The 24282-nt window shown below is 73.5% G+C and carries 23 protein-coding genes; 17 read left to right on the forward strand and 6 right to left on the reverse strand.

Annotated features, from left to right (window positions below):
- Positions 1-47: 47 nt before the first annotated feature.
- On the reverse strand, positions 48-1271 hold the full coding sequence (locus ACL06G_RS16710) for a sensor histidine kinase (RefSeq protein ID WP_412786364.1): 1224 nt from the start codon (positions 1269-1271) through the stop codon (positions 48-50).
- 174 nt (positions 1272-1445) lie between these two features.
- On the opposite strand from ACL06G_RS16710, the gene ACL06G_RS16715 reads away from it, so the two are divergent.
- From ACL06G_RS16715 to ACL06G_RS16725, 3 genes are all read left to right on the forward strand, one after another.
- Positions 1446-2540, forward strand: a complete 1095-nt coding sequence (locus tag ACL06G_RS16715) for an SAM-dependent methyltransferase (protein ID WP_412786403.1) — start codon at positions 1446-1448, stop codon at positions 2538-2540.
- Positions 2537-3076, forward strand: coding sequence for a GNAT family N-acetyltransferase (locus ACL06G_RS16720; protein ID WP_412836243.1), 540 nt, complete (start codon positions 2537-2539; stop codon positions 3074-3076). The genes ACL06G_RS16715 and ACL06G_RS16720 overlap by 4 nt, the downstream gene beginning before the upstream one ends.
- Before the next feature lie 75 nt (positions 3077-3151).
- Positions 3152-3565, forward strand: a complete 414-nt coding sequence (locus tag ACL06G_RS16725; protein ID WP_412786366.1) for a cytidine deaminase family protein — start codon at positions 3152-3154, stop codon at positions 3563-3565.
- A gap of 64 nt (positions 3566-3629) precedes the next feature.
- Here the strand turns inward: ACL06G_RS16725 and ACL06G_RS16730 are convergent, their stop codons facing one another.
- Together ACL06G_RS16730 and ACL06G_RS16735 are read right to left on the reverse strand one after the other, a co-directional pair.
- Positions 3630-5054: a PH domain-containing protein gene (locus tag ACL06G_RS16730; protein WP_412786367.1), complete on the reverse strand. Its 1425-nt coding sequence runs from the start codon at positions 5052-5054 to the stop codon at positions 3630-3632.
- Positions 5051-5578, reverse strand: a complete 528-nt coding sequence (locus ACL06G_RS16735; RefSeq protein ID WP_412786368.1) for a PH domain-containing protein — start codon at positions 5576-5578, stop codon at positions 5051-5053. Before ACL06G_RS16735 ends, ACL06G_RS16730 begins: the two co-directional genes overlap by 4 nt.
- Before the next feature lie 154 nt (positions 5579-5732).
- Here ACL06G_RS16735 and ACL06G_RS16740 point away from each other — a divergent pair, with 154 nt between their 5' ends.
- The 12 genes from ACL06G_RS16740 to ACL06G_RS16795 all read left to right on the forward strand — a co-directional run bounded on the left by ACL06G_RS16740 (position 5733) and on the right by ACL06G_RS16795 (position 18298).
- Complete coding sequence (locus tag ACL06G_RS16740) at positions 5733-6875, forward strand: NADH-quinone oxidoreductase subunit D (RefSeq protein WP_412786369.1); 1143 nt, start codon at positions 5733-5735, stop codon at positions 6873-6875.
- A gap of 171 nt (positions 6876-7046) precedes the next feature.
- Positions 7047-8009: a Rossmann-like and DUF2520 domain-containing protein gene (locus ACL06G_RS16745; protein ID WP_412786370.1), complete on the forward strand. Its 963-nt coding sequence runs from the start codon at positions 7047-7049 to the stop codon at positions 8007-8009.
- Positions 8006-8902 carry a pantoate--beta-alanine ligase gene (panC, locus tag ACL06G_RS16750; protein WP_412786371.1) on the forward strand — a complete coding sequence of 299 codons (897 nt, stop codon included), beginning with the start codon at positions 8006-8008 and terminating at the stop codon, positions 8900-8902. The genes ACL06G_RS16745 and panC overlap by 4 nt, the downstream gene beginning before the upstream one ends.
- Positions 8899-10647 carry an L-aspartate oxidase gene (locus ACL06G_RS16755; protein ID WP_412786372.1) on the forward strand — a complete coding sequence of 583 codons (1749 nt, stop codon included), beginning with the start codon at positions 8899-8901 and terminating at the stop codon, positions 10645-10647. The genes panC and ACL06G_RS16755 overlap by 4 nt, the downstream gene beginning before the upstream one ends.
- Complete coding sequence (nadC, locus tag ACL06G_RS16760) at positions 10644-11732, forward strand: carboxylating nicotinate-nucleotide diphosphorylase (protein ID WP_412786373.1); 1089 nt, start codon at positions 10644-10646, stop codon at positions 11730-11732. The genes ACL06G_RS16755 and nadC overlap by 4 nt, the downstream gene beginning before the upstream one ends.
- Before the next feature lie 2 nt (positions 11733-11734).
- Complete coding sequence (locus ACL06G_RS16765) at positions 11735-12529, forward strand: type III pantothenate kinase (protein ID WP_412786374.1); 795 nt, start codon at positions 11735-11737, stop codon at positions 12527-12529.
- An 88-nt stretch (positions 12530-12617) separates the two neighbouring features.
- Positions 12618-13268 carry a hypothetical protein gene (locus ACL06G_RS16770; protein ID WP_412836244.1) on the forward strand — a complete coding sequence of 217 codons (651 nt, stop codon included), beginning with the start codon at positions 12618-12620 and terminating at the stop codon, positions 13266-13268.
- A 207-nt stretch (positions 13269-13475) separates the two neighbouring features.
- Complete coding sequence (locus tag ACL06G_RS16775) at positions 13476-13688, forward strand: hypothetical protein (RefSeq protein WP_412786376.1); 213 nt, start codon at positions 13476-13478, stop codon at positions 13686-13688.
- 30 nt (positions 13689-13718) lie between these two features.
- Positions 13719-14108 carry a BlaI/MecI/CopY family transcriptional regulator gene (locus ACL06G_RS16780; RefSeq protein ID WP_412786377.1) on the forward strand — a complete coding sequence of 130 codons (390 nt, stop codon included), beginning with the start codon at positions 13719-13721 and terminating at the stop codon, positions 14106-14108.
- A 10-nt stretch (positions 14109-14118) separates the two neighbouring features.
- Positions 14119-14682 carry an amino-acid N-acetyltransferase gene (locus tag ACL06G_RS16785; RefSeq protein WP_412786378.1) on the forward strand — a complete coding sequence of 188 codons (564 nt, stop codon included), beginning with the start codon at positions 14119-14121 and terminating at the stop codon, positions 14680-14682.
- 143 nt (positions 14683-14825) lie between these two features.
- Positions 14826-15152, forward strand: coding sequence for a histone-like nucleoid-structuring protein Lsr2 (locus ACL06G_RS16790; protein ID WP_412786379.1), 327 nt, complete (start codon positions 14826-14828; stop codon positions 15150-15152).
- 617 nt (positions 15153-15769) lie between these two features.
- On the forward strand, positions 15770-18298 hold the full coding sequence (locus ACL06G_RS16795) for an ATP-dependent Clp protease ATP-binding subunit (protein WP_412786380.1): 2529 nt from the start codon (positions 15770-15772) through the stop codon (positions 18296-18298).
- Between the two features lie 112 nt (positions 18299-18410).
- Here the strand turns inward: ACL06G_RS16795 and ACL06G_RS16800 are convergent, their stop codons facing one another.
- Positions 18411-20972, reverse strand: a complete 2562-nt coding sequence (locus ACL06G_RS16800; RefSeq protein ID WP_412786381.1) for an NACHT domain-containing protein — start codon at positions 20970-20972, stop codon at positions 18411-18413.
- A 262-nt stretch (positions 20973-21234) separates the two neighbouring features.
- Here ACL06G_RS16800 and ACL06G_RS16805 point away from each other — a divergent pair, with 262 nt between their 5' ends.
- Positions 21235-21693 carry a DinB family protein gene (locus ACL06G_RS16805; protein ID WP_412836251.1) on the forward strand — a complete coding sequence of 153 codons (459 nt, stop codon included), beginning with the start codon at positions 21235-21237 and terminating at the stop codon, positions 21691-21693.
- 18 nt (positions 21694-21711) lie between these two features.
- Here the strand turns inward: ACL06G_RS16805 and ACL06G_RS16810 are convergent, their stop codons facing one another.
- Both ACL06G_RS16810 and ACL06G_RS16815 read right to left on the reverse strand, forming a co-directional pair.
- On the reverse strand, positions 21712-22161 hold the full coding sequence (locus ACL06G_RS16810; protein WP_412786382.1) for a DUF1707 SHOCT-like domain-containing protein: 450 nt from the start codon (positions 22159-22161) through the stop codon (positions 21712-21714).
- A 158-nt stretch (positions 22162-22319) separates the two neighbouring features.
- Positions 22320-23240, reverse strand: coding sequence for an iron-sulfur binding domain-containing protein (locus ACL06G_RS16815; protein WP_412786383.1), 921 nt, complete (start codon positions 23238-23240; stop codon positions 22320-22322).
- Between the two features lie 277 nt (positions 23241-23517).
- Between ACL06G_RS16815 and ACL06G_RS16820 the strand changes: the two genes are divergently transcribed.
- Positions 23518-24255 (forward strand): flagellar hook assembly protein FlgD, encoded by a 738-nt coding sequence (locus tag ACL06G_RS16820; protein ID WP_412836245.1) that lies wholly within the window; start codon positions 23518-23520, stop codon positions 24253-24255.
- Positions 24256-24282 lie beyond the last annotated feature (27 nt).

The raw sequence follows: 24282 nt of genomic DNA on the forward strand, positions 1-24282 counted from the left end.
CCCCTCTCTCCCGGGAAACCGGGCATTCCCGTGCACCGGAACCCGGCTCATGCCGCGCTCCGCAACGGCAGCAGGGCCCGGACGCGGAATCCTCCGCCGGGCCGTGGCCCGATCTCCAGACTGCCGCCGACCACACCCACCCGCTCCCGCATGCCGATGAGCCCCTGCCCGAGGCCGTCGGCGCCGCCGTCCTCGGGGAACGCCGGGCGTGCACCGCGCCCATCGTCCTCCGCGAGAAGCGTCAGGTGCTCCTCACCGAACGTCAGGCGTATCCGCGCGCCCGCGTCCGGGCCGCCGTGCTTGCGCGTGTTGGTCAGCGCCTCCTGCACGATCCGGTACGCCGCCAGCTCCACACTGCCCGGCAGCGGACGGGGCGTGCCCTCCACCGCGAACGCCACCGTCACCCCCGTGCCGCGCACCTGTTCCACGAGGTCCTCCAGCTGCGCCACTCCCGGCTGCGGCAGGTACGCGTCCTCCCCGGGCTGCTGCTCGCCGTCGCCGCTGCGCAGCACTCCCAGCAGGCGGCGCATCTCGGCCAGCGCCTGCCGTCCGGTGGCCGAGACGGTGTGCAGCGCCTGCCGCGCCTGGTCGGGGGCACTGTCAAGCACGTACGAGGCCCCGTCGGCCTGAACGACCATCACCGAGACGTTGTGGGCCACCACGTCGTGCAGCTCCCGGGCGATGCGCGCCCGCTCCGCCGCCACCGCGACCTTCGCCTGTGCCTCCCGCTCCCGCTCCAGCCGGGCCGCCCGCGCCTCCAGCTCCGCGTAGTACGCGCGCCGGGTGCGCAGCGAATCCCCCAGCACCCAGGCGAGGGCGAAGGGCACGGTCAGGAACAGCCATCCGAGCAGTGCCTGCCACAGGCCGGACGCGGCCGGCGGCCAGCGGAGCGTCGCGAGCGCCGGCGTCAGCAGGCCGCCCGCCAGCGCCAGCCGCGAGGCCCACCGCACGCTGCGGGAGGCCACGGTGAAGATGATGACCAGGAGGGCGAAGTTCCCGGGGTGGGGCCCCATGCCGGTAGCGAGCTGCACCACCCCCGTGGCTCCGGCGAGCAGCAGCATCTTCTCCGGCGCCCGCCGCCGCAGCGCGACCACGAGCGCCGGCGCCAGCAGCACCGGAGCCGCCGCCACCCGCCAGACCGGGCTGTCCGCCAGCGCGGCCCGCTGCTGCGGTGCGGCCAGCCACAGCGTCGACAACGCCAGCAGCAGGACGGCCCACAGGCCGTCCACCCACAGGGGGTGCCGCCGGACGAAGTCGTAGATGCGGTGCACGTGACCCACCGTAGGCAGGCCGGACACGTGCCGGGGTCAGCCTGGAAGCCGATCCCTGCCGCACCGCCTACTCCCCGGGGTGGAGGCCCGCTCCGGCGTACCGTGTGCCGGGTGAAGGACCAGGACGCGCACGCGACACCCCGCACGGCCCCCGGACGGGGCTGGCGGGAGGCGATGGAACGGAGCCTCTACGGGCATCCGGACGGCTTCTTCGTGCGGGAGGCGCCGCGCGCCCACTTCCGGACCTCCGTGCACGCCTCTGCGCTGTTCGCGGAAGCCGTGCTGCGGCTGCTGGAGCGCGTCGACGCCGCCCTCGGGGCGCCCGACCCGCTCGACCTCCTCGACGTGGGCGGCGGCCGGGGAGAACTGGTGCGGCAGGTCCTCGACGCCGCCTCGGCACGTGGGCAGGACGGGCAGGAAGGAGCGGACGAACCGGCTGCCGGGGCCCTCGGTGACCGGCTCCGTGCGGCCGTGGTGGAGCGGGCACCCCGCCCGGACGGGCTCGACCCCCGCATCGCCTGGTACGCGGAACTCCCACCGCCCGGCTCCGTGACCGGGCTGGTGTTCGCGAACGAGTGGCTGGACAACGTGCCGCTGGACGTCGCCGAGACCGACGACGCCGGCGTCCCCCGCTACGTGCGCGTGGACGCCACGGGCCGCGAGAGCCTCGGCGCGCCCGTCACCGGCGCGGACGCCGCCTGGCTGCGGCAGTGGTGGCCGCAGGCGACCGAGCCGGGCCTGCGGGCGGAGATCGGACGGCCCCGGGACGCGGCCTGGGCTGCGGCCGTGGCCGCACTCGGACGCGGACTGGCCGTCGCCGCGGACTACGGTCACCGCAGCGGCGAACGGCCCCCGCTCGGCACCCTCACCGGCTACCTGGACGGCCGCGAGGTCCCGCCGGTGCCGGACGGGCAGCGCGACCTCACCGCCCACGTCGCACTCGACTCCTGCGCCGCCGCGGCAGGCGGGAACACCCGGCTCCTGACGCAGCGTGAAGCGCTCCACGACCTCGGCATCCACGGCGGGCGCCCGCCCCTGTCCTGGGCCTCCACCGACGCGCTCGCCTACGTCCGCGGCCTCCGCGACGCCTCCGAGGCCGCCGAACTGACCGACCCCGCCGGCCTCGGCGCATTCCGCTGGCTCAGCCACCCGGTCGGCATGCCCGACCCCTTCGACCCGCCCGCCGCGCGGCACCTCCGGGAGACGACGGCACCTCCGTCGGAAAACGGTTCGCCTCCGGCGCCCGGACCGCGTTGGCCGACCCCATGACCGCACTGCACACCGACCGCCTCGTGCTCCGCCGCTGGCGCGAGGACGACCTCGCCCCCTGGGCAGCCATGAACGCCGACCCCGAGGTGCGCGAGCACCTGGGAGACCCGCTGCCCCGGGAGCAGAGCGACGCCGCCGTGGCGCGGTTCCGCGCCGACCTCGACCGTCGCGGCTGGGGATGGTGGGCCGTCGAGGTGCGCGACACCGGTGCGTTCGTCGGGTTCGCGGGCCTGGACCCGGTCGACGACGGCATGCCCTTCGAGGGCGTGGAGATCGGCTGGCGGCTCGCCCGGCACGCCTGGGGGCACGGCTACGCCACCGAAGCGGCACGACGGGTGCGGGACCACGGTTTCGACGTCCTCGGCCTGCCCGAGATCCTCGCCGTCGCCACGGCGGCCAACACCCGCTCCCGGGCGGTGATGCGGCGGATCGGCATGACACCGGACCCGCGCGGCGACTTCGACGGCCCCACCGTCCCCGGAGGGCCACCGCGCCGGAACGTGCTGTACCGCATCGCCCGCGACACGCGTGCCTGACGCCGGGGCTCCGCGCACCGTCCGAAGCCCCACGCAACCCCACGCAACCCCACGCAACCCTGCGAAGGACAACGCATGACCGACGAGAACCACGAGATCGACCGCGAACTGGTCCGGGCCGCGACGCACACCGCCCGCACGCGCTGCCGGGGCGACAACCACACCGTCGCGGCCGCGGGCCGTGCCGGGGACGGCCGGATCGTCACGGCGGTGAACGCCTACCACTTCACGGGAGGCCCCTGCGCGGAGCTGGTCCTCATCGGCACGGCAGCCACGCAGGGCATCGACGACCTGACGACGCTCGTCGCCGTGGGGGACCGGGAACGGGGAGTCGTCCCGCCGTGCGGCCGGTGCCGGCAGGTCCTGCTCGACTACTTCCCCGAGCTCCGGGTCGTCGTCGGCAAGGGCGACCGCGTCCGGACCGTCCGCATCACCGACCTGCTGCCCGAGAGCTACGTCTGGGCCGACCACCAACTCGATGCCGAATAGGGGCTGTCGGGGGTCCCTCGGTTTCTCTGCGGAAAGAACCCAACGGCCCTTGACCGGCCGCCGGTCAGGTCAGCCAGCGGTCCGGCCGCGCCGTACGGCGGCCGGTGCGGGAGCGGTCCGCCTGCGCCGCCAGCAGCGCCCGGGCCTCCACGGCGTCGCGGAGCCGCGCCGTCGCCCAGCCGTTCGCGCCGTGGTCCACCGACAGGTCCGCCAGCCCCATGCGCCGCTTCCACGGCCCCTGGCGGAACCGGACGCTCTGCACCTTGGCGTGCGGCACCAGTTCGGTGCGCCGCCGCAGCAGGCCCCTGCGGGTGACGAACACGGTGTCCGTCACCCCGTGCGCGTACGCCCGCCACCGCCACGGCGCGCACCAGCGCGCCCGGGCGGGCGCACCGGTCAGCGCGTCGGCGGCCTCGGCCAGGTCGAAGCCGGGCAGGGTCCGTGCCAGCACCCGGGCCGCCTCCTCGCGCGTGGTGACGGGGATCAGCACCCCGCCCCGGTCGCGCCCCCGTCCGCGGCCGCCTCCCGCGCCGGCCACCTCCAGCTCCACGCGGACCCAGCCGAGCCGCCGCCACAGCAGCGGTTCGACGATCCGCAGGTACTGGACCCGGCCGGGCGGCACGGTCTCGTGCTCGCGGTCCAGCAGACCGCGGTCGAGCCGGACGCCGTCCGGGGACTCCGCGACCGTCCAGCCGAACTCCCGCACCACACGCCCGCCGGTGTTGCCCCACACCGCGCCCACCAGCGGGAACGCCACCGCGACGGCGGGCCACGGCGAGTCCACGGCCAGCCAGATCAGCGGGGGCACCACGAGCAGCGCCGCCAGGGCCAGCCAGCCCCCGGCGAGCAGCAGCACGGAGGTGATGAGCATCCGCGTCCTGACACCCAGCAGTGCCCTCGACGGCGCCTCACCCGCCCGCGGCGCGGCCTCGGGTGCCATGCCCGCGGCGCGGGCCAGGAGTTCGGCGCGCAGCGCCACAGCGTCCTGTTCGCTCAGGAACGCCAGTTCGTCCTTCGCGTCGGCGCCGACCACGTCGAGTTTGAGCTTGGCCACCTGCGCCACCCGGGCCAGCAGGGGGCGGCTGACGTCCACGGCCTGGATGCGGTCCAGGCGGATGTGCGCGGAGCGGCGGAACAACAGGCCGGTGCGGATGCGCAGCTCGGTGTCGGTCACCAGGTAGCTGGTGTACCACCAGGTCAGGAAGCCGTACACCACGGCCACCGGCACGAGTACGGCGAAGGCGGCCCCCAGCCGGCCGAGCGTCAGGTGTTCCGCCCACTGCCGGGTGCGTTCGATGTCCTGCACCGTGACGGCCGCCAGACCGGCGATCGGCGCCCAGGCGCGCCGCCAGGGCGTCACCGGGTGCAGGCGCTGCCCCTCCGGCCGCGGTGGGAACGGCCCCGGCAGTTCGCGCCGCGGCGGCGCGTCCGGTTCCGGGCTCTCCGGCGCGGTCTCCCCCTCGGCCACCGGGGGCGGCCCGGCGCTCACAGGCCCGCCGAGCGGGCTTCGCCCAGTTCGGTGAGACGGTCCCGCAGACGTTCCGCCTCCTCGGGGCGGAGTCCGGGGATGGTGGCGTCGGTGGTGGCGGCCGCCGTGTGGAGCTGGAGCCGCGCCAGGCCGTAGCGCCGGTCCAGCGGGCCGGACGTCACCTCCACCAGCTGCATCCGCCCGTACGGCACCACGGTCGTCTCGCGCCACAGCAGGCCGTGCGCGATCAGCAGGTCGTCGGCGCGCTCGGCGTACCGCCACGAGCGCCAGTTCCGCCCCAGCGCGCGCCACCCCCAGGCCGCGGCGCCCGCGGGCAGCAGGGCGCCCAGCGCCCAGCCCGGCCCGGCCAGGAAGCCGGGCAGCAGCGCGGCCGCCGCGGTCACCGGCACCAGCGCGACCGTCAGGAGCAGCCGCCTCATGCGCAGCAGCCCGGCCTCCACGCCGCGCCACGTCTCCTCGGCGCCCCCGCCGCTGTCCCCGCCGCCGGCGTCCGGGCCGCCGACCGCATCCGTGACCGTCGTCATGGGCCCACCCTAGGGCGCGGGCGTCCCGCCCGGATCCTTCCGGAGGACGACCGCCGGGGTCCGGAAGGACGAGACGCGCCGCGGCGGCATGCCCGGCCACTGCCGTCCGCGGCCCTCCGGGGGACTGTCAGACTGGAGCCATGAGGGAGACGACATGACGGAGACGACGGTCGGCATCGGTGGCGCCGCCGAGAGCACCGACATGGTGCTCAACATCGGCCCGCAGCATCCCTCGACGCACGGCGTGCTGCGGTTGCGGCTCGTCCTCGACGGCGAGCGCATCAGTGCCGCCGAACCCGTCGTCGGCTACATGCACCGCGGTGCGGAGAAACTCTTCGAGGTCCGCGACTACCGGCAGATCATCGTGCTGGCCAACCGGCACGACTGGCTGTCCGCGTTCTCCAGCGAACTCGGAGTGGTCCTCGGCGTCGAGCGGATGCTCGGCATGGAGGTCCCGGAACGCGCGGTGTGGCTGCGCACCCTCCTCGCCGAGCTGAACCGCGTCCTGAACCACCTCATGTTCCTCGGGTCGTACCCGCTGGAACTCGGCGGCATCACGCCCGTGTTCCACGCCTTCCGGGAACGCGAGGAACTGCAGAACGTCATGGAGGAGATCTCCGGCGGGCGCATGCACTACATGTTCAACCGGGTCGGCGGCCTCAAGGAGGACCTGCCCGCCGGCTGGCTCGGCCGGGCCCGCAGCGCCGTGGCCGGCGTGCGGTCCCGGACGGGCGTCTTCGACGATCTGGTGCTGGGCAACGAGATCTTCCGCGGCCGCACCCGGGGCGTCGGCGTGCTGTCGCCCGACATCGTGCACGCGTACGGCGTGAGCGGACCGGTCGCGCGGGCCTCGGGCGTCGACTTCGACCTCCGCCGCGACGAGCCGTACCTCGCGTACGGCGAACTGGCGGACGTGCTGCGGGTCGTCACCCGCCAGGAGGGCGACTGCCTCGCCCGGTTCGAGGTGCTGCTCGGGCAGGTGCACAACGCGCTCGACCTCGCCGACGCCTGCCTCGACCGGCTCGCCGAGCTGCCGCCCGGCCCGATCAACCAGCGCCTCCCCAAGGTGCTGAAGGCGCCGGAGGGCGCGACCTACACCTGGACCGAGAACCCGCTCGGCCTGAACGGCTACTACCTGGTCTCCAAGGGCGAGAAGACGCCGTACCGCCTCAAGCTCCGCTCCGCCTCGTACAACAACATCCAGGCGCTGAGCGAGCTGCTCCCCGGCACGCTCGTCGCCGACATGGTGGCGATCCTCGGCTCGTTCTTCTTCGTGGTCGGCGACATCGACAAGTAGGCCCGCGGACCGCCGGGTCGCCCCCGTGCCCGCCCCGGCAGCACGTGCCCCGGCGCACGTGGCGGGAGACACCCCGGCGGCGGCGCCGCGGCCCGGCGGCGGGGCTTAGCATGGCCGGGAACGTCCGGTACCCGTACGTGGACCGGAACGGCAGACGGAAGGTCTCACTCCGTGCACCCACAGCAGCCGGCACCCGACGACGGGCCCGAGGCGTCCGCCGCGCGCGCCGCCGACCGCCCGGCACGCCTGGCGGTCGGCGTCATCGGCGCCGGCCGCGTCGGCTCGGCACTGGCGGCCGCACTCGGCCGCGCCGGGCACCGTCCGGTCGCCGCCACCGGCGTCTCCGACGCCTCCCGCCACCGCGCCGCGACGATGCTCCCCGGCGTGCCGCTGCTCGAACCCGCAGAGGTGACGGCGCGCTCCGAACTGGTGCTGCTGACCGTCCCCGACGACGTCCTGCCCGGCCTCGTCGAGGGCCTCGTGCAGACCGGGGCGATCCGGCCCGGCCAGCTCCTGGTGCACACCTCGGGCCGGTACGGCACCGACGTGCTGCGTCCCGCCCTGCGGGCCGGAGCGCTCCCGATGGCGCTGCACCCGGTGATGACCTTCACCGGCACGCAGGTGGACGTGCAGCGGCTCAGCGGCTGCTCGTTCGGCGTCACCGCCCCCGAGGAACTCCGGCTCGCCGCCCAGGCCCTCGTCATCGAGATGGGCGGGGAGCCGGAATGGATCGACGAGGAGGCACGCCCGCGGTACCACGCGGCGCTCGCTCTCGGCGCCAACCACCTCGTCACGCTCGTCGCCCAGTCGATGGACCTGCTCCGCACGGCGGGCGTCGCCGCTCCGGACCGGATGCTCGGCCCGCTGCTCGGCGCGGCCCTCGACAACGCGCTGCGCTCCGGCGACGCGGCCCTCACCGGGCCGGTCGCCCGCGGCGACGCCGGAACGGTCCGGGCCCACGTCCGTGAACTGCGCGCCCACGCGCCGCACGCCGTCGAGGGGTACCTCGCGATGGCGCGCGCCACCGCGGACCGCGCGCTGGAGCACGGCACGCTCGCACCGGACCGCGCCGAGGACCTGCTGGGAGTGCTCGGCGGCACGAAGGACGACGACACGCGAGGGGACCAGGCATGACCGCCACCGGCACCCGAACCCCGCTGCTGGCCCGCACCGCCGCCGAGCTGCGGGCGGCCCTCCCGCGCGACCGCGCGGACCGCAGCCCGCACCGGGCCGTGGTGATGACCATGGGCGCCCTCCACGCCGGCCACGCCGCACTCGTGCGGGCGGCCCGCGAGGCGGTCGGCCCGCAGGGGCAGGTCGTCGTGACGGTCTTCGTCAACCCGCTGCAGTTCGGCGCCGGCGAGGACCTCGACCGCTACCCGCGCACGCTCGACGCCGACCTGGCGGTCGCCGCGGGCGAGGGCGCCGACGCCGTCCTCGCCCCGCCCGTCGAGGAGGTCTACCCGGGCGGAGAGCCGCAGGTGCGGATCGCCGCCGGGCCGATGGGGGAGCGCTACGAGGGAGCGTTCCGGCCGGGTCACTTCGACGGCGTGCTGACCGTCGTCGCGAAGCTGCTGCACCTCACCGATCCCGACATCGCGGTGTACGGCAGGAAGGACGCACAGCAACTCGCGCTGATCCGCCGCATGGTGCGCGACCTGAACTACCCCGTCGAGGTCCTCGGCGTGCCGACGGTGCGCGACGACGACGGCCTGGCGCTGTCCAGCCGCAACCGGTACCTCGCTGCCGGCGAGCGGACCACGGCGCTGGCCCTGTCCCGGGCGCTGTTCGCCGCCCGCGACACCGCCGCCGCGGGCGGCACGCCCAGGACCGCGCACAGCGCGGCGCAGGCCGTCCTCGACGGTGCGGCACTCGACCTCGACTACCTGGCGCTGGTCGACCCGACCGACTTCACCCCGGCACCGCCTTCCTTCACCGGGGAGGCGGTCCTGGCCGTCGCCGCACGGGTGGGATCGACCCGGCTGATCGACAACCTGCCGCTCCACTTCCCCGGAGGAACACCGTGACGGGGCGGTCCGGCACGATCGCGGCCGCGGACCACCGGCCGGGCACCGCGCTCGCCGCCCCGCCGCCCGGCTGGACCCTGGAGGCGGACGTCGTCGTCGTCGGATCCGGCGTCGCGGGCCTCACCACCGCCCTGCGGTGCGCCGACGCGGGACTGCGGACCGTCGTCGTGACCAAGGCGCGGCTCGACGCCGGATCCACCCGCTGGGCGCAGGGCGGCATCGCCGCCGCGCTCGGCGAGGGCGACACCCCCGAGGAACACCTGGCGGACACCCTCGTCGCGGGCGCCGGCCTGTGCGACGAGGAGGCCGTCCGCGTCCTCGTCACCGAGGGCCCCCACGCCGTCCGGCGGCTGATCGCCTCGGGGGCCCGGTTCGACCGCTCCGGAGCCACCGGCGAGATCGCCCTGACCCGGGAAGGCGGCCACCACCGCCGCCGCATCGCCCACGCCGGGGGCGACGCGACCGGCGCGGAGATCTCCCGCGCCCTGGTCGAGGCCGCCCGCGAGGCCGGTATACGCACCGTCGAGAACGCACTGGCGCTCGACCTGCTCACCACGCCCGACGGGCACGCGGCCGGAGTCAGCCTGCACGTCATGGGCGAGGGCCGCCACGACGGCGTCGGCGCCGTCCGGGCCCCCGCCGTCGTCCTCGCCACCGGCGGCATGGGGCAGATCTTCTCCGCCACCACGAACCCCGCCGTCTCCACCGGCGACGGCGTCGCCCTCGCACTCCGCGCCGGAGCGGAGATCAGCGACATCGAGTTCGTCCAGTTCCACCCCACCGTCCTCTACCTGGGCCCCGACGCGGAGGGGCAGCAGCCGCTGATCTCCGAGGCGGTCCGCGGCGAGGGCGCCCGCCTCGTCGACGCGGACGGGACCCGCTTCATGCGCGGGCAGCACGAACTCGCCGAACTCGCCCCCCGCGACATCGTCGCCAAGGGCATCATGCGCCGGATGCGGGAGCAGGGCGCCGACCACATGTACCTGGACGCACGCCACTTCGGCGCAGACATGTGGCGCACCCGCTTCCCCACCATCCTCGCGGCCTGCCGCGCCCACGGCATCGACCCCGTCACCGAGCCGATCCCCGTCGCACCCGCCGCGCACTACGCCTCCGGCGGTGTCCGCACCGACCTGTACGGCCGCACGACCGTCCCCGGCCTCCACGCCTGCGGCGAAACCGCCTGCACGGGCGTGCACGGCGCGAACCGCCTGGCCTCCAACTCCCTGCTGGAGGGACTGGTGTTCGCCGAGCGCATCGCCGGCGCCGTGACGCGCGCCGCGGCGGGCCGCACCGGGCCCGAGACGTCCGCCGCGCGCGTGCCCGCGGCCCGCGCCGCGCTGCTCCCGCCGGAGGCCCGCGGCGCGATCCAGCGGATCATGACCGGGGGAGCCGGCGTGCTCCGCTCGGAACAGAGCCTGACCCGCGCCGCCGCGGGCCTCGACTCCCTCGGTGCGGCCGCCGCCGAGAAGGCCGTCGAACCGGGCCTCGACGCCTGGGAGACGACCAACCTGCACCTCGTCGCCCGGGCGCTCACCGCCGCCGCGCTGCGGCGCACCGAGACCCGCGGCTGCCACTGGCGCGAGGACCGTCCGGACCGCGACGATGCGGCCTGGCGCCACCACCTCGTCCTCGCCCTCCGCCCCGACGCGGCGGGCCCCACGCTCGACGCCTTCGCCGCCCGCACGACCCGCTCGACCGCGTTCCCGCCCGTGGACGCGGCCGCCCGCAAGGAGAATCCGTGACCAGCTCCCCCTCCGACTCCGACGCCGAACGCCGTCCGCGCCCCGTCGACGTACCGCTGCTCCGCATCGGCGGACCGGCCGCCGCCGAGCCGTCGGGAGGCTGCGGCGACGCCTGCGGCTGCGCCGCCGGCCCGGAGGAGGACGCCTACGACGTCGACCCGCTCGACTGCGGTCTGGACCCCGACCTGGCCCGGCTGCTGTCCGGGGCGGGGCTCGACCCGGTGCAGGTCGAGGACGTCGCCCACCTGGCGATCGAGGAGGATCTCGACCACGGCGTGGACGTCACCACCGTGGCGACCGTCCCCGAGGACGCGATGGCCGTCGGCGACTTCACTGCCCGCGAAGCCGGGACCGTGGCGGGGCTGCGGATCGCGGAGGCGGTGCTGTCCGTCGTCTGCACCGACGAGTTCGAGGTGGAGCGGCACGCGGAGGACGGCGACCGGGTCGAGCCCGGCCGGAAGCTGCTCACCGTCCGCACCCGCACGCGCGACCTGCTCACCGGCGAACGCAGCGCCCTCAACCTGCTCTGCCGGCTCTCCGGCATCGCCACCGCCACCCGCGCCTGGGCGGACGCCCTCGAGGGCACCGGGACCCGGGTCCGCGACACCCGCAAGACGACGCCCGGCCTGCGGGCGCTGGAGAAGTACGCGGTGCGGTGCGGCGGCGGCGTCAATCACCGGTTCTCGCTCTCCGACGCCGCGCTGATCAAGGACAACCACGTGGTCGCGGCCGGCGGTGTGGCCGCGGCGTTCAAGGCCGTCCGGGAGGAGTTCCCCGACGTGCCCGTCGAGGTGGAGGTCGACCGCCTCGACCAGATCGAACCTGTGCTGGCCGAAGGGGCGGACCTCATCCTGCTGGACAACTTCACGCCCGAACGGACCGCCGAGGCCGTCGCCCTCGTGGCGGGGCGGGCGCAGCTGGAGTCGTCGGGCCGCCTCACCCTCGCCGGGGCGGCGCGGTACGCCGCGACCGGCGTCGACTACCTGGCCGTCGGGGCGCTCACCCACTCGTCCCCGGTCCTCGACATCGGACTGGACCTGCGGGACGTCACGGACGGGACCGCGGACGCGGGGAAGGACGCCTGACCGTGCTGCTCACCATCGACGTAGGCAACACCCACACCGTCCTCGGCCTGTTCGACGGCGAGGAGATCGTCGAGCACTGGCGCATCTCGACCGATGCGAGCCGCACCGCCGACGAACTCGCGGTGCTCCTCCAGGGTCTGATGGGGATGCACCCGCTGCTCGGCGAGGAGCTGGGCGACAACATCGAGGGCATCGCGATCTGCTCCACGGTCCCGGCCGTGCTGCACGAGCTGCGCGAGGTCACCCGCCGCTACTACGGCGACATCCCCTCCGTGCTGGTCGAGCCCGGTGTGAAGACCGGGGTGCCGATCCTCACCGACCACCCGAAGGAGGTCGGGGCGGACCGGATCATCAACTCGCTGGCGGCGCTCGACCTGTACGGCGGCCCGTGCGTCGTGGTCGACTTCGGCACCGCCACGACGTTCGACGCGGTCTCGGCCAAGGGCGAGTACGTGGGCGGCGCGATCGCGCCGGGCATAGAGATCTCCGTCGACGCCCTCGGGGTGCGCGGCGCCCAGCTGCGGAAGATCGAGCTGGCCCGGCCGCGCAGCGTCATCGGCAAGAACACCGTCGAGGCGATGCAGGCCGGCATCCTCTACGGCTTCGCCGGGCAGGTCGACGGGGTGGTCCGGCGGATGGCGGCGGAGCTGGCGGACGACCCGGACGACGTCACCGTCATCGCCACCGGCGGGTTGTCGCCCATGGTGCTGGGCGAGGCGGAGCTGATCGACGAGCACGAGCCGTGGCTGACTCTGATCGGACTGCGCCTGGTCTACGAACGCAACGTCGCGCGCTAGTACGACGCCTCCTCCCAGGGCGGCAGCCGCGCCACGCCGAGAAACCGTGATAAGCGGAATAAATCGGACGATCTCGTACGGTTGTGGCATGCCTACGCCTTACGGTTCCCGAGGTGGCGTGGCGTTCAGCGCCGACGAGCTGCGTGTGCTCCGAGGCGCTCTCGCCGTCGCCCTACGCTCCAGCCCGGATTCCGCTCCCGCGGCCCGGGAGATGCTGCAGCTCGCCGAGGCGCTCGACGAGGCGGAGCGCGAGGGGTACCGGCTCCGGTCCTTCGTGCTCGCGGACCTCGCCCGCTACCGTGCCGCCCTGCCCGGCTCCGCCGCCGGCTATCTCGGGCTGCTCGAGGACGCGCTCACTGCCGGCTACCTTCCCCGTGCCGAGGACCTGAGAGCCCTGGCCGCCCTTGCGGGCGCGCCGTCCGGTCCGGCGGAGGCCGGTCGCCGTCGGGCGCTGCTGGAGCGCTGCGGGCGGCTCGCGGAGCAAGCCGCCCGCAGCGGGCTGCTCGCGCTGCCGGGCGGCCGCTGGTGCACTCCCGAGCTCGGCGAGGAGAAGCCGGGGAAGCCCGCCGAGGAGCCGGGAGAGCCCGGGCGGAAGGAGCCCGGGAAGAAGCCCGCCCAGGAGCCCGGCGAGGAGCCGAGCAAGCCGTCGCCGTCCCGGCGTCCCGTGCCGACTCCGGGCGAGGTGTTCCCGCCCCGACGGCGCCCGGCTCCGCCGCCCGAGGAAGCGCTCCCCGCCTGACGCCGCCCGCCCGCGGCCGACCGCACGCCGCGAGGCTCCCGTGCTCCCGGACGCCGGCCCCCGGCTACCGCTCCCGCGGTGCCGGGGGCCGGCGGCGCTACGCTGAGGGGCGGCCCCGTCGGAACCGGGCTGCCGCGTATCCGCTGTCGCGTCCCGTGCCGTCCTGCGACGCACGTGGCGCGCACCGCCGCAAGGAGCTTTCGCGCCATGGAATACCTCGCCGCCCTCACCCCGCCGCTCGTGATGGCGATCGGATTCACCGCGCTGGTGGTGACGATCGTGAAGAACCAGGGGGGCATGAACAAGGCCAAGGAGGACGCGGCGGTCGACGCCGCCGCACTCGCGGGTGACAACCGGAACGCCCGTTCGGTTGCCCGTGATGACGTCGCGGACGCGGCCGAACGCACGACGGACGGCTGAATTCGCGACATCTGCGCCTATTATTCTTCCGTGCCTCGGCCATTGGGAGAGCTGGAAGACGCCGTCATGACACGGGTATGGCAATGGAACCGCCCGGTCACCGTGCGAGAGGTGCTGGAGGACCTGCAAGCAGAGCGCTCCCTCGCCTACACCACGGTGATGACGGTATTGGACAACCTTCATCAGAAGGGCTGGTTGCGGCGGGAACAGGAGGGCCGCGCCTATCGCTATGCCGCCGTCTCGACGAGAGCCGCCTACTCGGCGGCGCTCATGCATGAGGCGTGGTCCACCAGTGGCAGCAGTGCGGCCGCACTCGTCGACTTCTTCGGCATGATGTCCACCGAGCAGTCCGACGCGCTCCGGGACGCGTTGCGGGTCGTCCACCTGAGCGGTGTGCACGTTGACTCTTCCGGGGGATAACGTCGCGGGCATGGCCGATCCGCGCACCACCCGCGAACCCGCTTCTTCCGCCGCCGCGCGCAGGTCCCGTCCCGCCGTCAGCGTCCGCCGGGCGCGGACCACGGATGTGCGTGCGGTCCGCCGGCTCATCGACGCCTACGTGGCGGACAGCATCCTCCTCGACAAGGCCACCGTGACGCTCTACGAGGACATCCAGGAGTTCTGGGTGGCGGAACGCGACCATGATGCCGCCGTGGTCGCCTGCGGCGCTCTCCACGTGATGTGGGAGGACCTCGCCGAGGTCAGAACTCTCGCGGTCGATCCCGCGCTGAAGGGCTCGGGTGTGGGGCATCTCCTCCTGGAGAAGCTGGTGCAGACCGCCCGCTGGCTGGGTGTGCGCCGCATTTTCTGCCTCACCTTCGAAGTCGACTTCTTCACCCGCCACGGCTTCACCGAGATCGGGGACGCACCGGTCGACGGCGATGTCTACAGCGAGCTCCTGCGTTCCCCCGACGAAGGCGTCGCCGAGTTCCTCGATCTCGAACGAGTGAAACCGAACACCTTGGGGAACAGGAGGATGCTGCTCCATCTGTAGCGTCCGCGATGTCCGAAAGATGTCGGTGTACGCTGGGGTCGCAGTCATCCAAACACGGCAAGGGTTTGAGTTTCTCGCGGAAAAGCGGTTTCCTTTCCACGTCGGTATCTGTAATCCGTTATCGAAGATGAATGGAGACCCCCGTGGCGCAGAAGGTTCAGGTCCTTCTTCTCGACGACCTCGACGGCGGTACGGCGGACGAGACGGTGACGTTCGCCCTGGACGGCAAGACCTACGAGATCGACCTCAACACCGCCAACGCGGACAAGCTCCGTGACGCGTTGTCCGAGTTCGTGAAGGCCGGTCGCCGCACCGGCGGTCGCTCTTCCCGTGGAAAGGGCCGCTCCTCCGCTTCCAGCCAGGACACCGCGAAGATTCGCGCCTGGGCGAAGGAGCAGGGTTACGAGGTGAACGACCGCGGTCGTGTTCCGGCGAACATCCGTGAGGCCTACGAGAAGGCCAACGGCTGACGCCCCAGGAATGCCCGGCGGTATTCGGCCGCCGTGGCGCCGGAAGGCCGTGCCGGATCGGGGCCCCGAAGCTGACGGCCCCGGGGCGCCCCGGCTCTCCGGCGCGGGCAGGCCGTGCGACGCGCTTCCCGTCGCGGGAGGCCGCAGCCAGGGGGCCGTGGCCTCCCGCGACGCGTGCCGTCCCCGGGGCGGCACGCAGAGATGTGCGGGACGTGCGGCCCGCGGTCGCCCGGGGCCCCGGACCCGGGCGACGCATCCCTGTTCGCCAGCAGCGGATACGTGCGACACGCAGCGTGCACGATGCATGCAGCGTCGGTTCCGCAGGGTAAGAAAACCCTTGTGGGACGGGGGGACGAAGAGACGATGGAGGGGGGCTGTCGGCGTGTCGAACCGTGGTCGTTCGCCGTCGGCGTACTGGATCAGCGTGAATACGCCTGGCCTGCGGGAACATCGTCTCGCACCCTTGGGTTGGAACTGTTGCCGGCCGTCCGGGGCGGGAGCCCGAGGGTGGGTGTCGGCAGTCGGAATGAGCGGTCCCCCGTTGCGGGACTAAGCTGCGGAAGGACGGGGAGGGGACCGACCCCTCCTTGCCTGACCGCTCTGAGGAGCGATTAACGATGTTCGAGAGGTTCACCGACCGTGCGCGGCGGGTTGTCGTCCTGGCTCAGGAAGAAGCCCGGATGCTCAACCACAACTACATCGGCACCGAGCACATCCTTCTGGGACTGATCCACGAAGGAGAGGGTGTCGCCGCTAAGGCCCTGGAGAGCCTCGGGATTTCGCTCGAGGCGGTCCGCCAGCAGGTGGAGGAGATCATCGGCCAGGGCCAGCAGGCGCCCTCGGGCCACATCCCCTTCACCCCCCGTGCCAAGAAGGTTCTGGAGCTGTCACTCCGGGAGGCCCTGCAGCTCGGCCACAACTACATCGGCACCGAGCACATCCTGCTCGGGCTGATCCGCGAGGGCGAGGGCGTCGCCGCCCAGGTCCTCGTGAAGCTGGGCGCCGACCTGAATCGGGTGCGGCAGCAGGTCATCCAGCTGCTTTCCGGATACTCCGGCGGCAAGGAGGCGGCGACTGCCGGCGGCCCCGCGGAGGGCACGCCGTCCACGTCGCTCGTCCTGGACCAGTTCGGCCGCAACCTCACGCAGGCCGCCCGCGAATCGAAGCTCGACCCGGTCATCGGGCGCGAGACGGAGATCGAGCGGGTCATGCAGGTCCTGTCCCGCCGGACCAAGAACAACCCGGTGCTCATCGGCGAACCCGGCGTCGGCAAGACCGCCGTCGTCGAGGGGCTGGCGCAGGCCATCGTCAAGGGCGAGGTGCCCGAGACACTCAAGGACAAGCACCTCTACACACTGGACCTGGGCGCGCTCGTCGCCGGTTCCCGCTACCGCGGTGACTTCGAGGAGCGCCTGAAGAAGGTCCTCAAGGAGATCCGCACCCGCGGCGACATCATCCTGTTCATCGACGAGCTGCACACCCTCGTCGGTGCGGGTGCCGCGGAGGGCGCGATCGACGCCGCCAGCATCCTCAAGCCGATGCTGGCCCGCGGCGAACTGCAGACCATCGGCGCGACGACGCTCGACGAGTACCGCAAGCACCTGGAGAAGGACGCGGCCCTGGAGCGCCGTTTCCAGCCGATCCAGGTCGCCGAGCCGTCGCTGCCGCACACCATCGAGATTCTCAAGGGACTGCGCGACCGGTACGAGGCGCACCACCGCGTCTCCATCACCGACGCCGCCCTGGTCGGAGCGGCCACCATGGCCGACCGCTACATCTCCGACCGCTACCTTCCGGACAAGGCGATCGACCTCATCGACGAGGCCGGCTCCCGGATGCGCATCCGCCGCATGACGGCGCCGCCGGACCTGCGCGAGTTCGACGAGAAGATCGCGAACGTCCGCCGCGACAAGGAGTCCGCGATCGACTCGCAGGACTTCGAGAAGGCCGCCTCGCTCCGCGACACCGAGAAGCAGCTTCTCGGCCAGAAGGCCAAGCGGGAGAAGGAGTGGAAGGCCGGCGACATGGACGTCGTCGCCGAGGTCGACGAGGAGCTGATCGCCGAGGTCCTGGCCACGGCCACCGGCATCCCGGTGTTCAAGCTCACCGAGGAGGAGTCCTCGAGGCTGCTCCGCATGGAGGACGAGCTGCACAAGCGCGTCATCGGCCAGGAGGACGCCATCAAGGCGCTGTCCCAGTCGATCCGCCGCACCCGTGCCGGCCTGAAGGACCCGAAGCGGCCCGGTGGCTCGTTCATCTTCGCGGGGCCGTCCGGTGTCGGTAAGACGGAGCTGTCCAAGACGCTCGCCGAGTTCCTCTTCGGCGACGAGGAGGCGCTGATCTCCCTCGACATGTCGGAGTTCAGCGAGAAGCACACCGTCTCCCGCCTCTTCGGTTCCCCGCCCGGATACGTGGGCTACGAGGAGGGCGGCCAGCTCACCGAGAAGGTGCGCCGGAAGCCGTTCTCCGTGGTCCTCTTCGACGAGGTGGAGAAGGCCCACGCCGACATCTTCAACTCGCTGCTGCAGATCCTGGAGGACGGTCGCCTGACCGACTCCCAGGGCCGGGTGGTCGACTTCAAGAACACGGTCATCATCATGACCACCAACCTCGGCACCCGGGACATCTCCAAGGGCTTCAACCTCGGCTTCGCCGGCCAGGGCGACGTCCAGACCGGGTACGAGCGGATGAAGGCCAAGGTCAACGACGAGCTCAAGCAGCACTTCCGCCCGGAGTTCCTCAACCGTGTCGACGACACGGTGGTCTTCCACCAGCTCACCCCGCAGGACATCATCCAGATCGTGGACCTGATGATCGCTCAGGTCGACGAGCGGCTGAAGGACCGGGACATGGGCATCGAGCTGTCGCCGGAGGCCAAGGACCTGCTCGCGAAGAAGGGCTACGACCCCGTCATGGGCGCCCGGCCGCTGCGCCGGACGATCCAGCGCGAGGTCGAGGACGTCCTTTCCGAGAAGATCCTCTTCGGCGAACTGCGGCCCGGCCAGATCGTGGTCGTCGAGACCGAGGGCGAAGGCAACGACAGGACCTTCACCTTCCGCGGCGAGCAGAAGGCCGACCTTCCCGACGCCCCGCCCACCGAGGCCGCGGCGGGAGGCAGCACGCCGAACCTCTCCAAGGAGAGCTGAACGGCCGCCGAGGGCCACACGCTCGGCGCACCCGGGCCCGGCATCCGCCCCGCGGATGCCGGGCCCGCGGCGTGCGTGCGGGACCGCGCGGAGGCCGGGGGCGCCCGCCGTCTCAGGAGATGAGGCGAATGCCCTCCGGCACCCCGGAGACACGCGGCAGCCGCGGGTTCACCCGCAGCGTCGTCAGCGACGGGAACCGGGCGAGCCACTCCATCGAGACCCCCAGGTCGTAGGCGAGCCACAGGTGCCGCAACGGCCCCTCGCCCAGCGCCTCCAGCAGCTCCTCGGGGGCGAACCGTCCCGCCACCTGCACGCATGCGCGGCCGCCCAGCTTCGCGAGAGCGGCCAGCTCCACGCGGTCGGTGACCGGAAAGTAGAGCCCCTCCGGGTCCAGATGGCGCACCACGTCCTCGGCGTACCGGTCGGTGTCGAAGTTCCGCCAGCCGCGCATGAGTTCAGCGCGCAGGGCGAGTGGCAGCGCGGGACGTTCCCGGAGCCGCGCAAGATAGTGCACCGCAGCGTCGTCGTTGATCCGGGTGACCGTCACCGCGATCCGGTAGGCCTCCTCGTCCGAGACCGTGGTCGGATCGGGCAGCATCTCCAGCACGATCGGCCCGACCCAGCCGAGGCCGCGGGCCGCGGCCACGCTCGCCGGCCGCACCATGTTCCGGGTCTCCCTGCGGATCCGCCCGTGGGTCTCCGGATCGAGCTCGGTGACGTGCTCCAGGCACGCCGCGGCAAGCAGACGGCGCCGGTTCCGCTCCATGCCGACCCTGCCCGGCGCGATGAGCCCCGCCAGCAGGGCCGCGCACTCGTCGGGCCGCGCGTGTGCGACCGCCATGCGGATCACCTCCTCCCACTCCGGCTCGTGGGCGTGCTCCAGCAGCAGGCGGAAATCGCCCCGTTCCACGGCCTCCTTCGCCGCCAGGTAGTCCTGAACCGTGCGATGGACGAATTCGACCGCACCGTCGGCCTGTTCACGCAGCAGACCGGTCCGCTGCAACAGATGGGCGAAGATCTGCCGAGGACTCCCCTGCCCCGCCGTCGCGGGAATCGCCGGAAGGCACTGCTCCACCTCCTCCACGGCGGCCGACTCGTCCAGCACCGCCCGCTCCTCCACGAGCATGCGGTAGGCGAGTTTCCGCAGCAGCCGCTCCCGGGCCGTGCGCTGCAGTTCCACCCGGTCCGCGTAGAACACGCGGCGCTCGGGATCGCGGCGCTGCAGCAGCATCTCCATCGCCGCCTCGTACAGCTCCCGGCGCCCCTTGGGCAGCGAGCCGGACCTGTCCCGGTTCAGCGCGCAGATCAGACCGCACATGAGCGGGTTCGTCGCCAGTCCGCGCAGCTCCCGGTACAGCGGGATCGACTGCAGGAGCCGGTCCCGGTACGCGCCCAGGTGCGCGTGGTCGTTGCCGCTGTCCGTACGGGCCGCCGCATGCCAGGCGGTGATGAACGCGGACACCTGGTCCCGGTTCATCGGTGCGAGCGTCAGCTCGTCGAACCCCTCGTCCGCCAGCCACGCGGCGCCCACGGCAGCCGGTCGCGCCGTCACCAGACAGAAGTTGCCGCTGTGTATGCGCATCAGCCGGCGCAGTGCGTCCCGCACCGTGTGCCGCTGGTCCTCGGGCGCCTCGTCGATCCCGTCGATGAGCAGCAGCGCCCGTTCTCCGGCGAGCAGCCGCACCATCCACCCGTCGGGCGCGCTGTCGGCCAGCGGGTGCCGCACGGCGTCCAGGAAGTCGTCCGGCGCGGGGAACCCGTCACGGGCGAAGCGGCGCACCGGCAGCACGACCGGAACCCGCCCGCGCAGCGCCGCCAGCTCCTCCGGCAGCCTCCCCTGCGCGGTCGCCACCGCGAGCCACTGCACCAGCGTGGTCTTCCCCGAGCCCGCGACGCCGCGCAGCACCACGCGTTCCTGCCCGGCCAGCGCCCGGTCCGCGGGCATGGCGGGAGGCGCCCCGTCGCCGGTGGCGCCGGGAGTGTCGAACTCGGCCCCGAGACTCAGGTAGGTGGCCTCCAGCGGCCAGCTGTCCGGCGTGTTCGGATTGGGCAGGTCGATGCCGTAGATGGTGACCCGGTTGAACTCCTCGACGACGCTGCGCAGGTACCGCTCCTCGAACGCCGCGTCCTCGGGCGAGGGGGGTGTGCTCGCCCGCAGCGCCGACACGTCCCCCAGATCCACGAGTTGCCGAATGCGGTGGCTCCTCTCCGGCAGTCGTTCGGCGATGTGGGCCGAGCGCTCGACAAGCAGGTGCAGCACGTGCAGGCACACCGCCACCAGCAGACTGTCGTGGAACCACGCCGATTCCTCCGACAGCCCCCGGCCGGCGCCGGGCACGTGGGAGCGCAACTGCCGCGCCCAGTCCTGCGGGCCCATGCGCACGGCCTGCACGTCGGTGGTGTCGAGTTCGCCCATCACGGCGAGCGTCTGCGCCAGCACGGCCGCGACCGCGGCCTCCTCGTCGCCCGGGAGTTCCCGCCCGTCGAGCCCGCGCCGCACGAACCGTGCCGCCAGCCGCTCCAGGTCGGCGTAGCTGCAGGTCGGTCCGGCGCCGCGGAACGACACCGCGGCGGCGATCAGCTCCTCGCCCTCGACCTGCCGTGGCGCGGGGGCGAACAGCTCCCGCACCAGGGGCGCTGCGACACCGGAAGCGAGACGGACGGCGGGTTGCATCTGGCTCCCCCGGGTTGGTCATGTACCGCTGGAGCAGCGGCAGTTGATGACAGGTCGTCATTCCCAGCCTAGTCATTGGACGAGGCCCGTCGACCCGTCGCGGAGGAACCAGGCCCCGCACGAGCGTGGTGGGGGCGGCCCGGCAGCACCGCCGGGATACCGTTTCTCCTGGAGCAGGCCCGCAGGGCGCAGCACAGCCGAGCAGGGGGAGACGTTGACCGACACGCGCACCGGTCCGCAGCCGACCGCAGGGGAGCGGGAGATGCTGCGGGACTTCCTGGACTACCACCGCGCCACCCTGGCCATGAAGTGCGAGGGGCTCGCCGAGGAGGGGCTGCGCCGGCAGTCGATGCCGCCGTCGACGCTCTCGCTGCTCGGCCTGGTCCGGCACATGGCGGAGGTCGAGCGCGTCTGGTTCCGGCGGACGATCGCCGGGGAGGAGCTGCCGCTGGTCTGGAGCGACCGCGGCGACTTCCAGGAGGCGTACGACGCCCGCGGCGCCGACCGCGCCGAGGCGTTCGCCGCCTGGCGGGCCGAGGCCGAGCACAGTCGCCGCATCGAGCGGGAGGCGATGTCGCTGGACGTGACGGGCGTCAACCCGCGCAGCGGCGAGGAGGTCTCGCTGCGCCTGGTGATGCTGCACCTGATCCACGAGTACGCCCGGCACAACGGCCACGCCGACCTGCTCCGCCAGGGCGTCGACGGAGCCGTCGGCGCCTGAGCGCGCACGCCGCGCCGGTCAGCGTCGCCGCTTCGCCCGCCCGAAGCCGTGCCCCACCAGGATCGCCAGCCCCCACGGGCCGATGACCCAGACCGGCCAGAACGACTGGAGTTCGCCCGCGGCGAGGGAGCTGAAGCCCCAGACGGCCGTGACCACCAGGCTGACGGACAACCAGGACCCGTAGCCCGCCCGGCCGTGCCGGAGGGCGGCGGCGGGAGCGTGCGCGACCGTCGCGGGCTGCCGTCCCTCCGGGGGCACCGGGGAGGCGCCTCCGGGGCGCTCGCGCTCTGCGGGCAGGTCGGCCAGCTGTTCGTCCAACTGGGCCAGGGTGCGGGCTGCCTGGGCCTTTGTGGCCCGCTCCTCGAACTCGGCGGTGTCGAGCCGCCCGGCGGCGAGGTGGTCGCCCAGCTCCTGCACGACCTGTTCGCGGTCGGCGTCCGAGGCGCGGAGATTCCGATCCTGCGACATGCATCCCCCTGCGAGCGCCGTTGACCGTCCACCGTGGACCGTCACGACCGACCGTACCGGAGGAACGGCCCGCGCGACCGGTGCCCGGCCCAGGTCGCACGCCCTGCTGCCCCCGCCGGTCGGCGGAGGCAGCAGGGGACGTGCCGGGCGGGGCGGGGTCAGGTCTGCGGCAGCCGGTAGGTGCCGCCGGCCAGCGGTTCCACCAGACCGTCCGCCACCAGGCCGTCCAGCGCGCGGGCGCGCTGCACCGGCTCGTGCCAGACGCGGTCCAGCACCACCTGCGGCACGGGAGCCGTCGCCTCGCGCAGCACCGCCAGCAGCCTGCCCCGCACCTGGCGGTCGGTGCCCGCGTAGGCCTGGGTGCGGCGCGGTGGCCCCTGGTGCTCGGGCGCACCCGCGAGCTGCCACGCGCATTGCGAGGCGATCGGGCAGCGGCCGCACTCCGGGCTGCGCGCCGTGCACACCAGCGCGCCCAGCTCCATGGTGGCGGCCGCCCACCGGGCGGCCAGCTTCTCGTCCTCCGGGACGAGGGCCCGCGCCAGCTTGCGCTCGGCCGCCGTGGTGGCGTTCGGCGGGTACTGGCGGCCGGTCACGGCCCGCGCGAAGACCCGGCGCACGTTGGTGTCCAGTACCGCGTGGCGCTGGCCGTAGGCGAACGAGGCCACCGCGGCCGCGGTGTACTCGCCGACGCCGGGCAGCGCCAGCAACTGGGCGTGCTTCTTGGGGACGTCGCCGCCGTGCCGTTCCGCTATGGCGGCAGCGGCGCCGTGCAGCCGCAGCGCGCGCCGGGGGTAGCCCAGCCGGCCCCAGGCGCGTACGGCCTCCCCCGGTGCCTCGGCGGCAAGGTCGGCGGGTCTCGGCCAGCGTTCGAGCCATTGCTCGTACACCGGCAGCACCCGGTTCACAGGGGTTTGCTGCAGCATGAACTCGCTCACCATGACTCCCCAGGCACCCGCTTCGGGGCGACGCCAGGGAAGGTCACGGGCATGCGCATCGAACCAGTCGACGACTGGTGTGTGAAGGTCTGTCCGGTCGTGGTCCGGGGTCGCGTTCGCGGCTGTCTCAGTGGTCGCAGTCATGGCCCATCGATCCTTGCACGGCGTCGCGCGGCACTGAAAAGGGCACGCGGCGAGGTCCCCCGGGTGCACGCGCAAAACCTTTCGGCGGGCCGCCGGGACCGCATCCGGGCCCCTGCCACGGCCCGCTCATCGGAAAAGTTGCCCGATCCGGCGGCGGGTGGGGGTCGTGGGGCGCCTGATGTCTCGTAAGGTTTCCGCCGTGGGATCACTGCGCAATCCGATCGGACCGCTTCCCTCCGCAATCTACTGGCGGCGGAGGGCCGTTGCGCTTGCCCTGATGGGGGTGCTGGTACTGGCCGCCGTGTGGGCGCTCGGTCTCGGCTCGGACACCGGTCCGCAGAGCCAGAAGGCACCGGGCGGCGGCCACGAGAGCCGCGGGCCCGACGATCCGATCACGCCCGGCCCGACCGACTCGGTGCCGCCGGTCACCGAGCGCCCCGGCGGCCGCGACGACGCCGACAGCGGCGCGGAGGGCTCCGGGGGCGGCGCGGGCGGCTCGGGCGAGGGCTCGACGGGCTCCTCGGGGTCCGCAGGTGACTCCGGGTCCGGCGGGGCCCTCCCGGGCTCCAGCGGCAGTCTCACCGGCGGCGACGGCATCCCGGCCACGGCGGGCACGCCCGACTGCGCCCGCGGCGACGTCACCGTCCGCTTCCGCAGCCTGCAGCCCACCTACCGGCCCGACGAGACACCGACCCTGAAGCTGACGCTGCGCAACGACGGCGACCGGGCGTGCCGGGTCGACCTCGGCCGCACCGCGACCGTCGTCACCGTCACCGACGCCGACGGGCAGCGGGTGTGGTCCTCCGCGGACTGCCCGCCGAGCCGCGCGGCCGCCTGGGTCGAGGTCCCGGCGGGCGGCACCTCGGTGCACGACCTGGAGTGGGACCGCGAGCGCAGCAAGCCCCAGTGCGCCTCGCCCTCCGGCGGGAAGGCCCCCGCGGGCGAGTACGAGATCGAGGCCGAGGTCCCGGGCCTGACGACGAAGCGGACCGATCTCGTCCTGAAGAACGCGTGAACGGCGGACGCCCCGGGGGCCTTCCCG

Origin of the sequence: Streptomyces callyspongiae, from assembly GCF_047200695.1 — a bacterium.
Lineage (GTDB): Bacteria > Actinomycetota > Actinomycetes > Streptomycetales > Streptomycetaceae > Streptomyces.

What these genes read in the sequence shown, in the direction of transcription:
- ACL06G_RS16770 (WP_412836244.1), top strand. Translation starts at nt 12,618, where the DNA reads ATGCCTACGCCTTACGGTTCCCGAGGTGGCGTGGCGTTCAGCGCCGAC.
- ACL06G_RS16795 (WP_412786380.1), top strand. Translation starts at nt 15,770, where the DNA reads ATGTTCGAGAGGTTCACCGACCGTGCGCGGCGGGTTGTCGTCCTGGCT.
- ACL06G_RS16740 (WP_412786369.1), top strand. Translation starts at nt 5,733, where the DNA reads ATGACGGAGACGACGGTCGGCATCGGTGGCGCCGCCGAGAGCACCGAC.
- ACL06G_RS16715 (WP_412786403.1), top strand. Translation starts at nt 1,446, where the DNA reads ATGGAACGGAGCCTCTACGGGCATCCGGACGGCTTCTTCGTGCGGGAG.
- ACL06G_RS16725 (WP_412786366.1), top strand. Translation starts at nt 3,152, where the DNA reads ATGACCGACGAGAACCACGAGATCGACCGCGAACTGGTCCGGGCCGCG.
- panC (WP_412786371.1), top strand. Translation starts at nt 8,006, where the DNA reads ATGACCGCCACCGGCACCCGAACCCCGCTGCTGGCCCGCACCGCCGCC.
- ACL06G_RS16720 (WP_412836243.1), top strand. Translation starts at nt 2,537, where the DNA reads ATGACCGCACTGCACACCGACCGCCTCGTGCTCCGCCGCTGGCGCGAG.
- ACL06G_RS16810 (WP_412786382.1), bottom strand. Translation starts at nt 22,161, where the DNA reads ATGTCGCAGGATCGGAATCTCCGCGCCTCGGACGCCGACCGCGAACAG.
- ACL06G_RS16775 (WP_412786376.1), top strand. Translation starts at nt 13,476, where the DNA reads ATGGAATACCTCGCCGCCCTCACCCCGCCGCTCGTGATGGCGATCGGA.
- ACL06G_RS16805 (WP_412836251.1), top strand. Translation starts at nt 21,235, where the DNA reads ATGCTGCGGGACTTCCTGGACTACCACCGCGCCACCCTGGCCATGAAG.
- ACL06G_RS16815 (WP_412786383.1), bottom strand. Translation starts at nt 23,240, where the DNA reads ATGACTGCGACCACTGAGACAGCCGCGAACGCGACCCCGGACCACGAC.
- ACL06G_RS16800 (WP_412786381.1), bottom strand. Translation starts at nt 20,972, where the DNA reads ATGCAACCCGCCGTCCGTCTCGCTTCCGGTGTCGCAGCGCCCCTGGTG.
- ACL06G_RS16785 (WP_412786378.1), top strand. Translation starts at nt 14,119, where the DNA reads ATGGCCGATCCGCGCACCACCCGCGAACCCGCTTCTTCCGCCGCCGCG.
- ACL06G_RS16820 (WP_412836245.1), top strand. Translation starts at nt 23,518, where the DNA reads ATGGGGGTGCTGGTACTGGCCGCCGTGTGGGCGCTCGGTCTCGGCTCG.
- ACL06G_RS16735 (WP_412786368.1), bottom strand. Translation starts at nt 5,578, where the DNA reads ATGACGACGGTCACGGATGCGGTCGGCGGCCCGGACGCCGGCGGCGGG.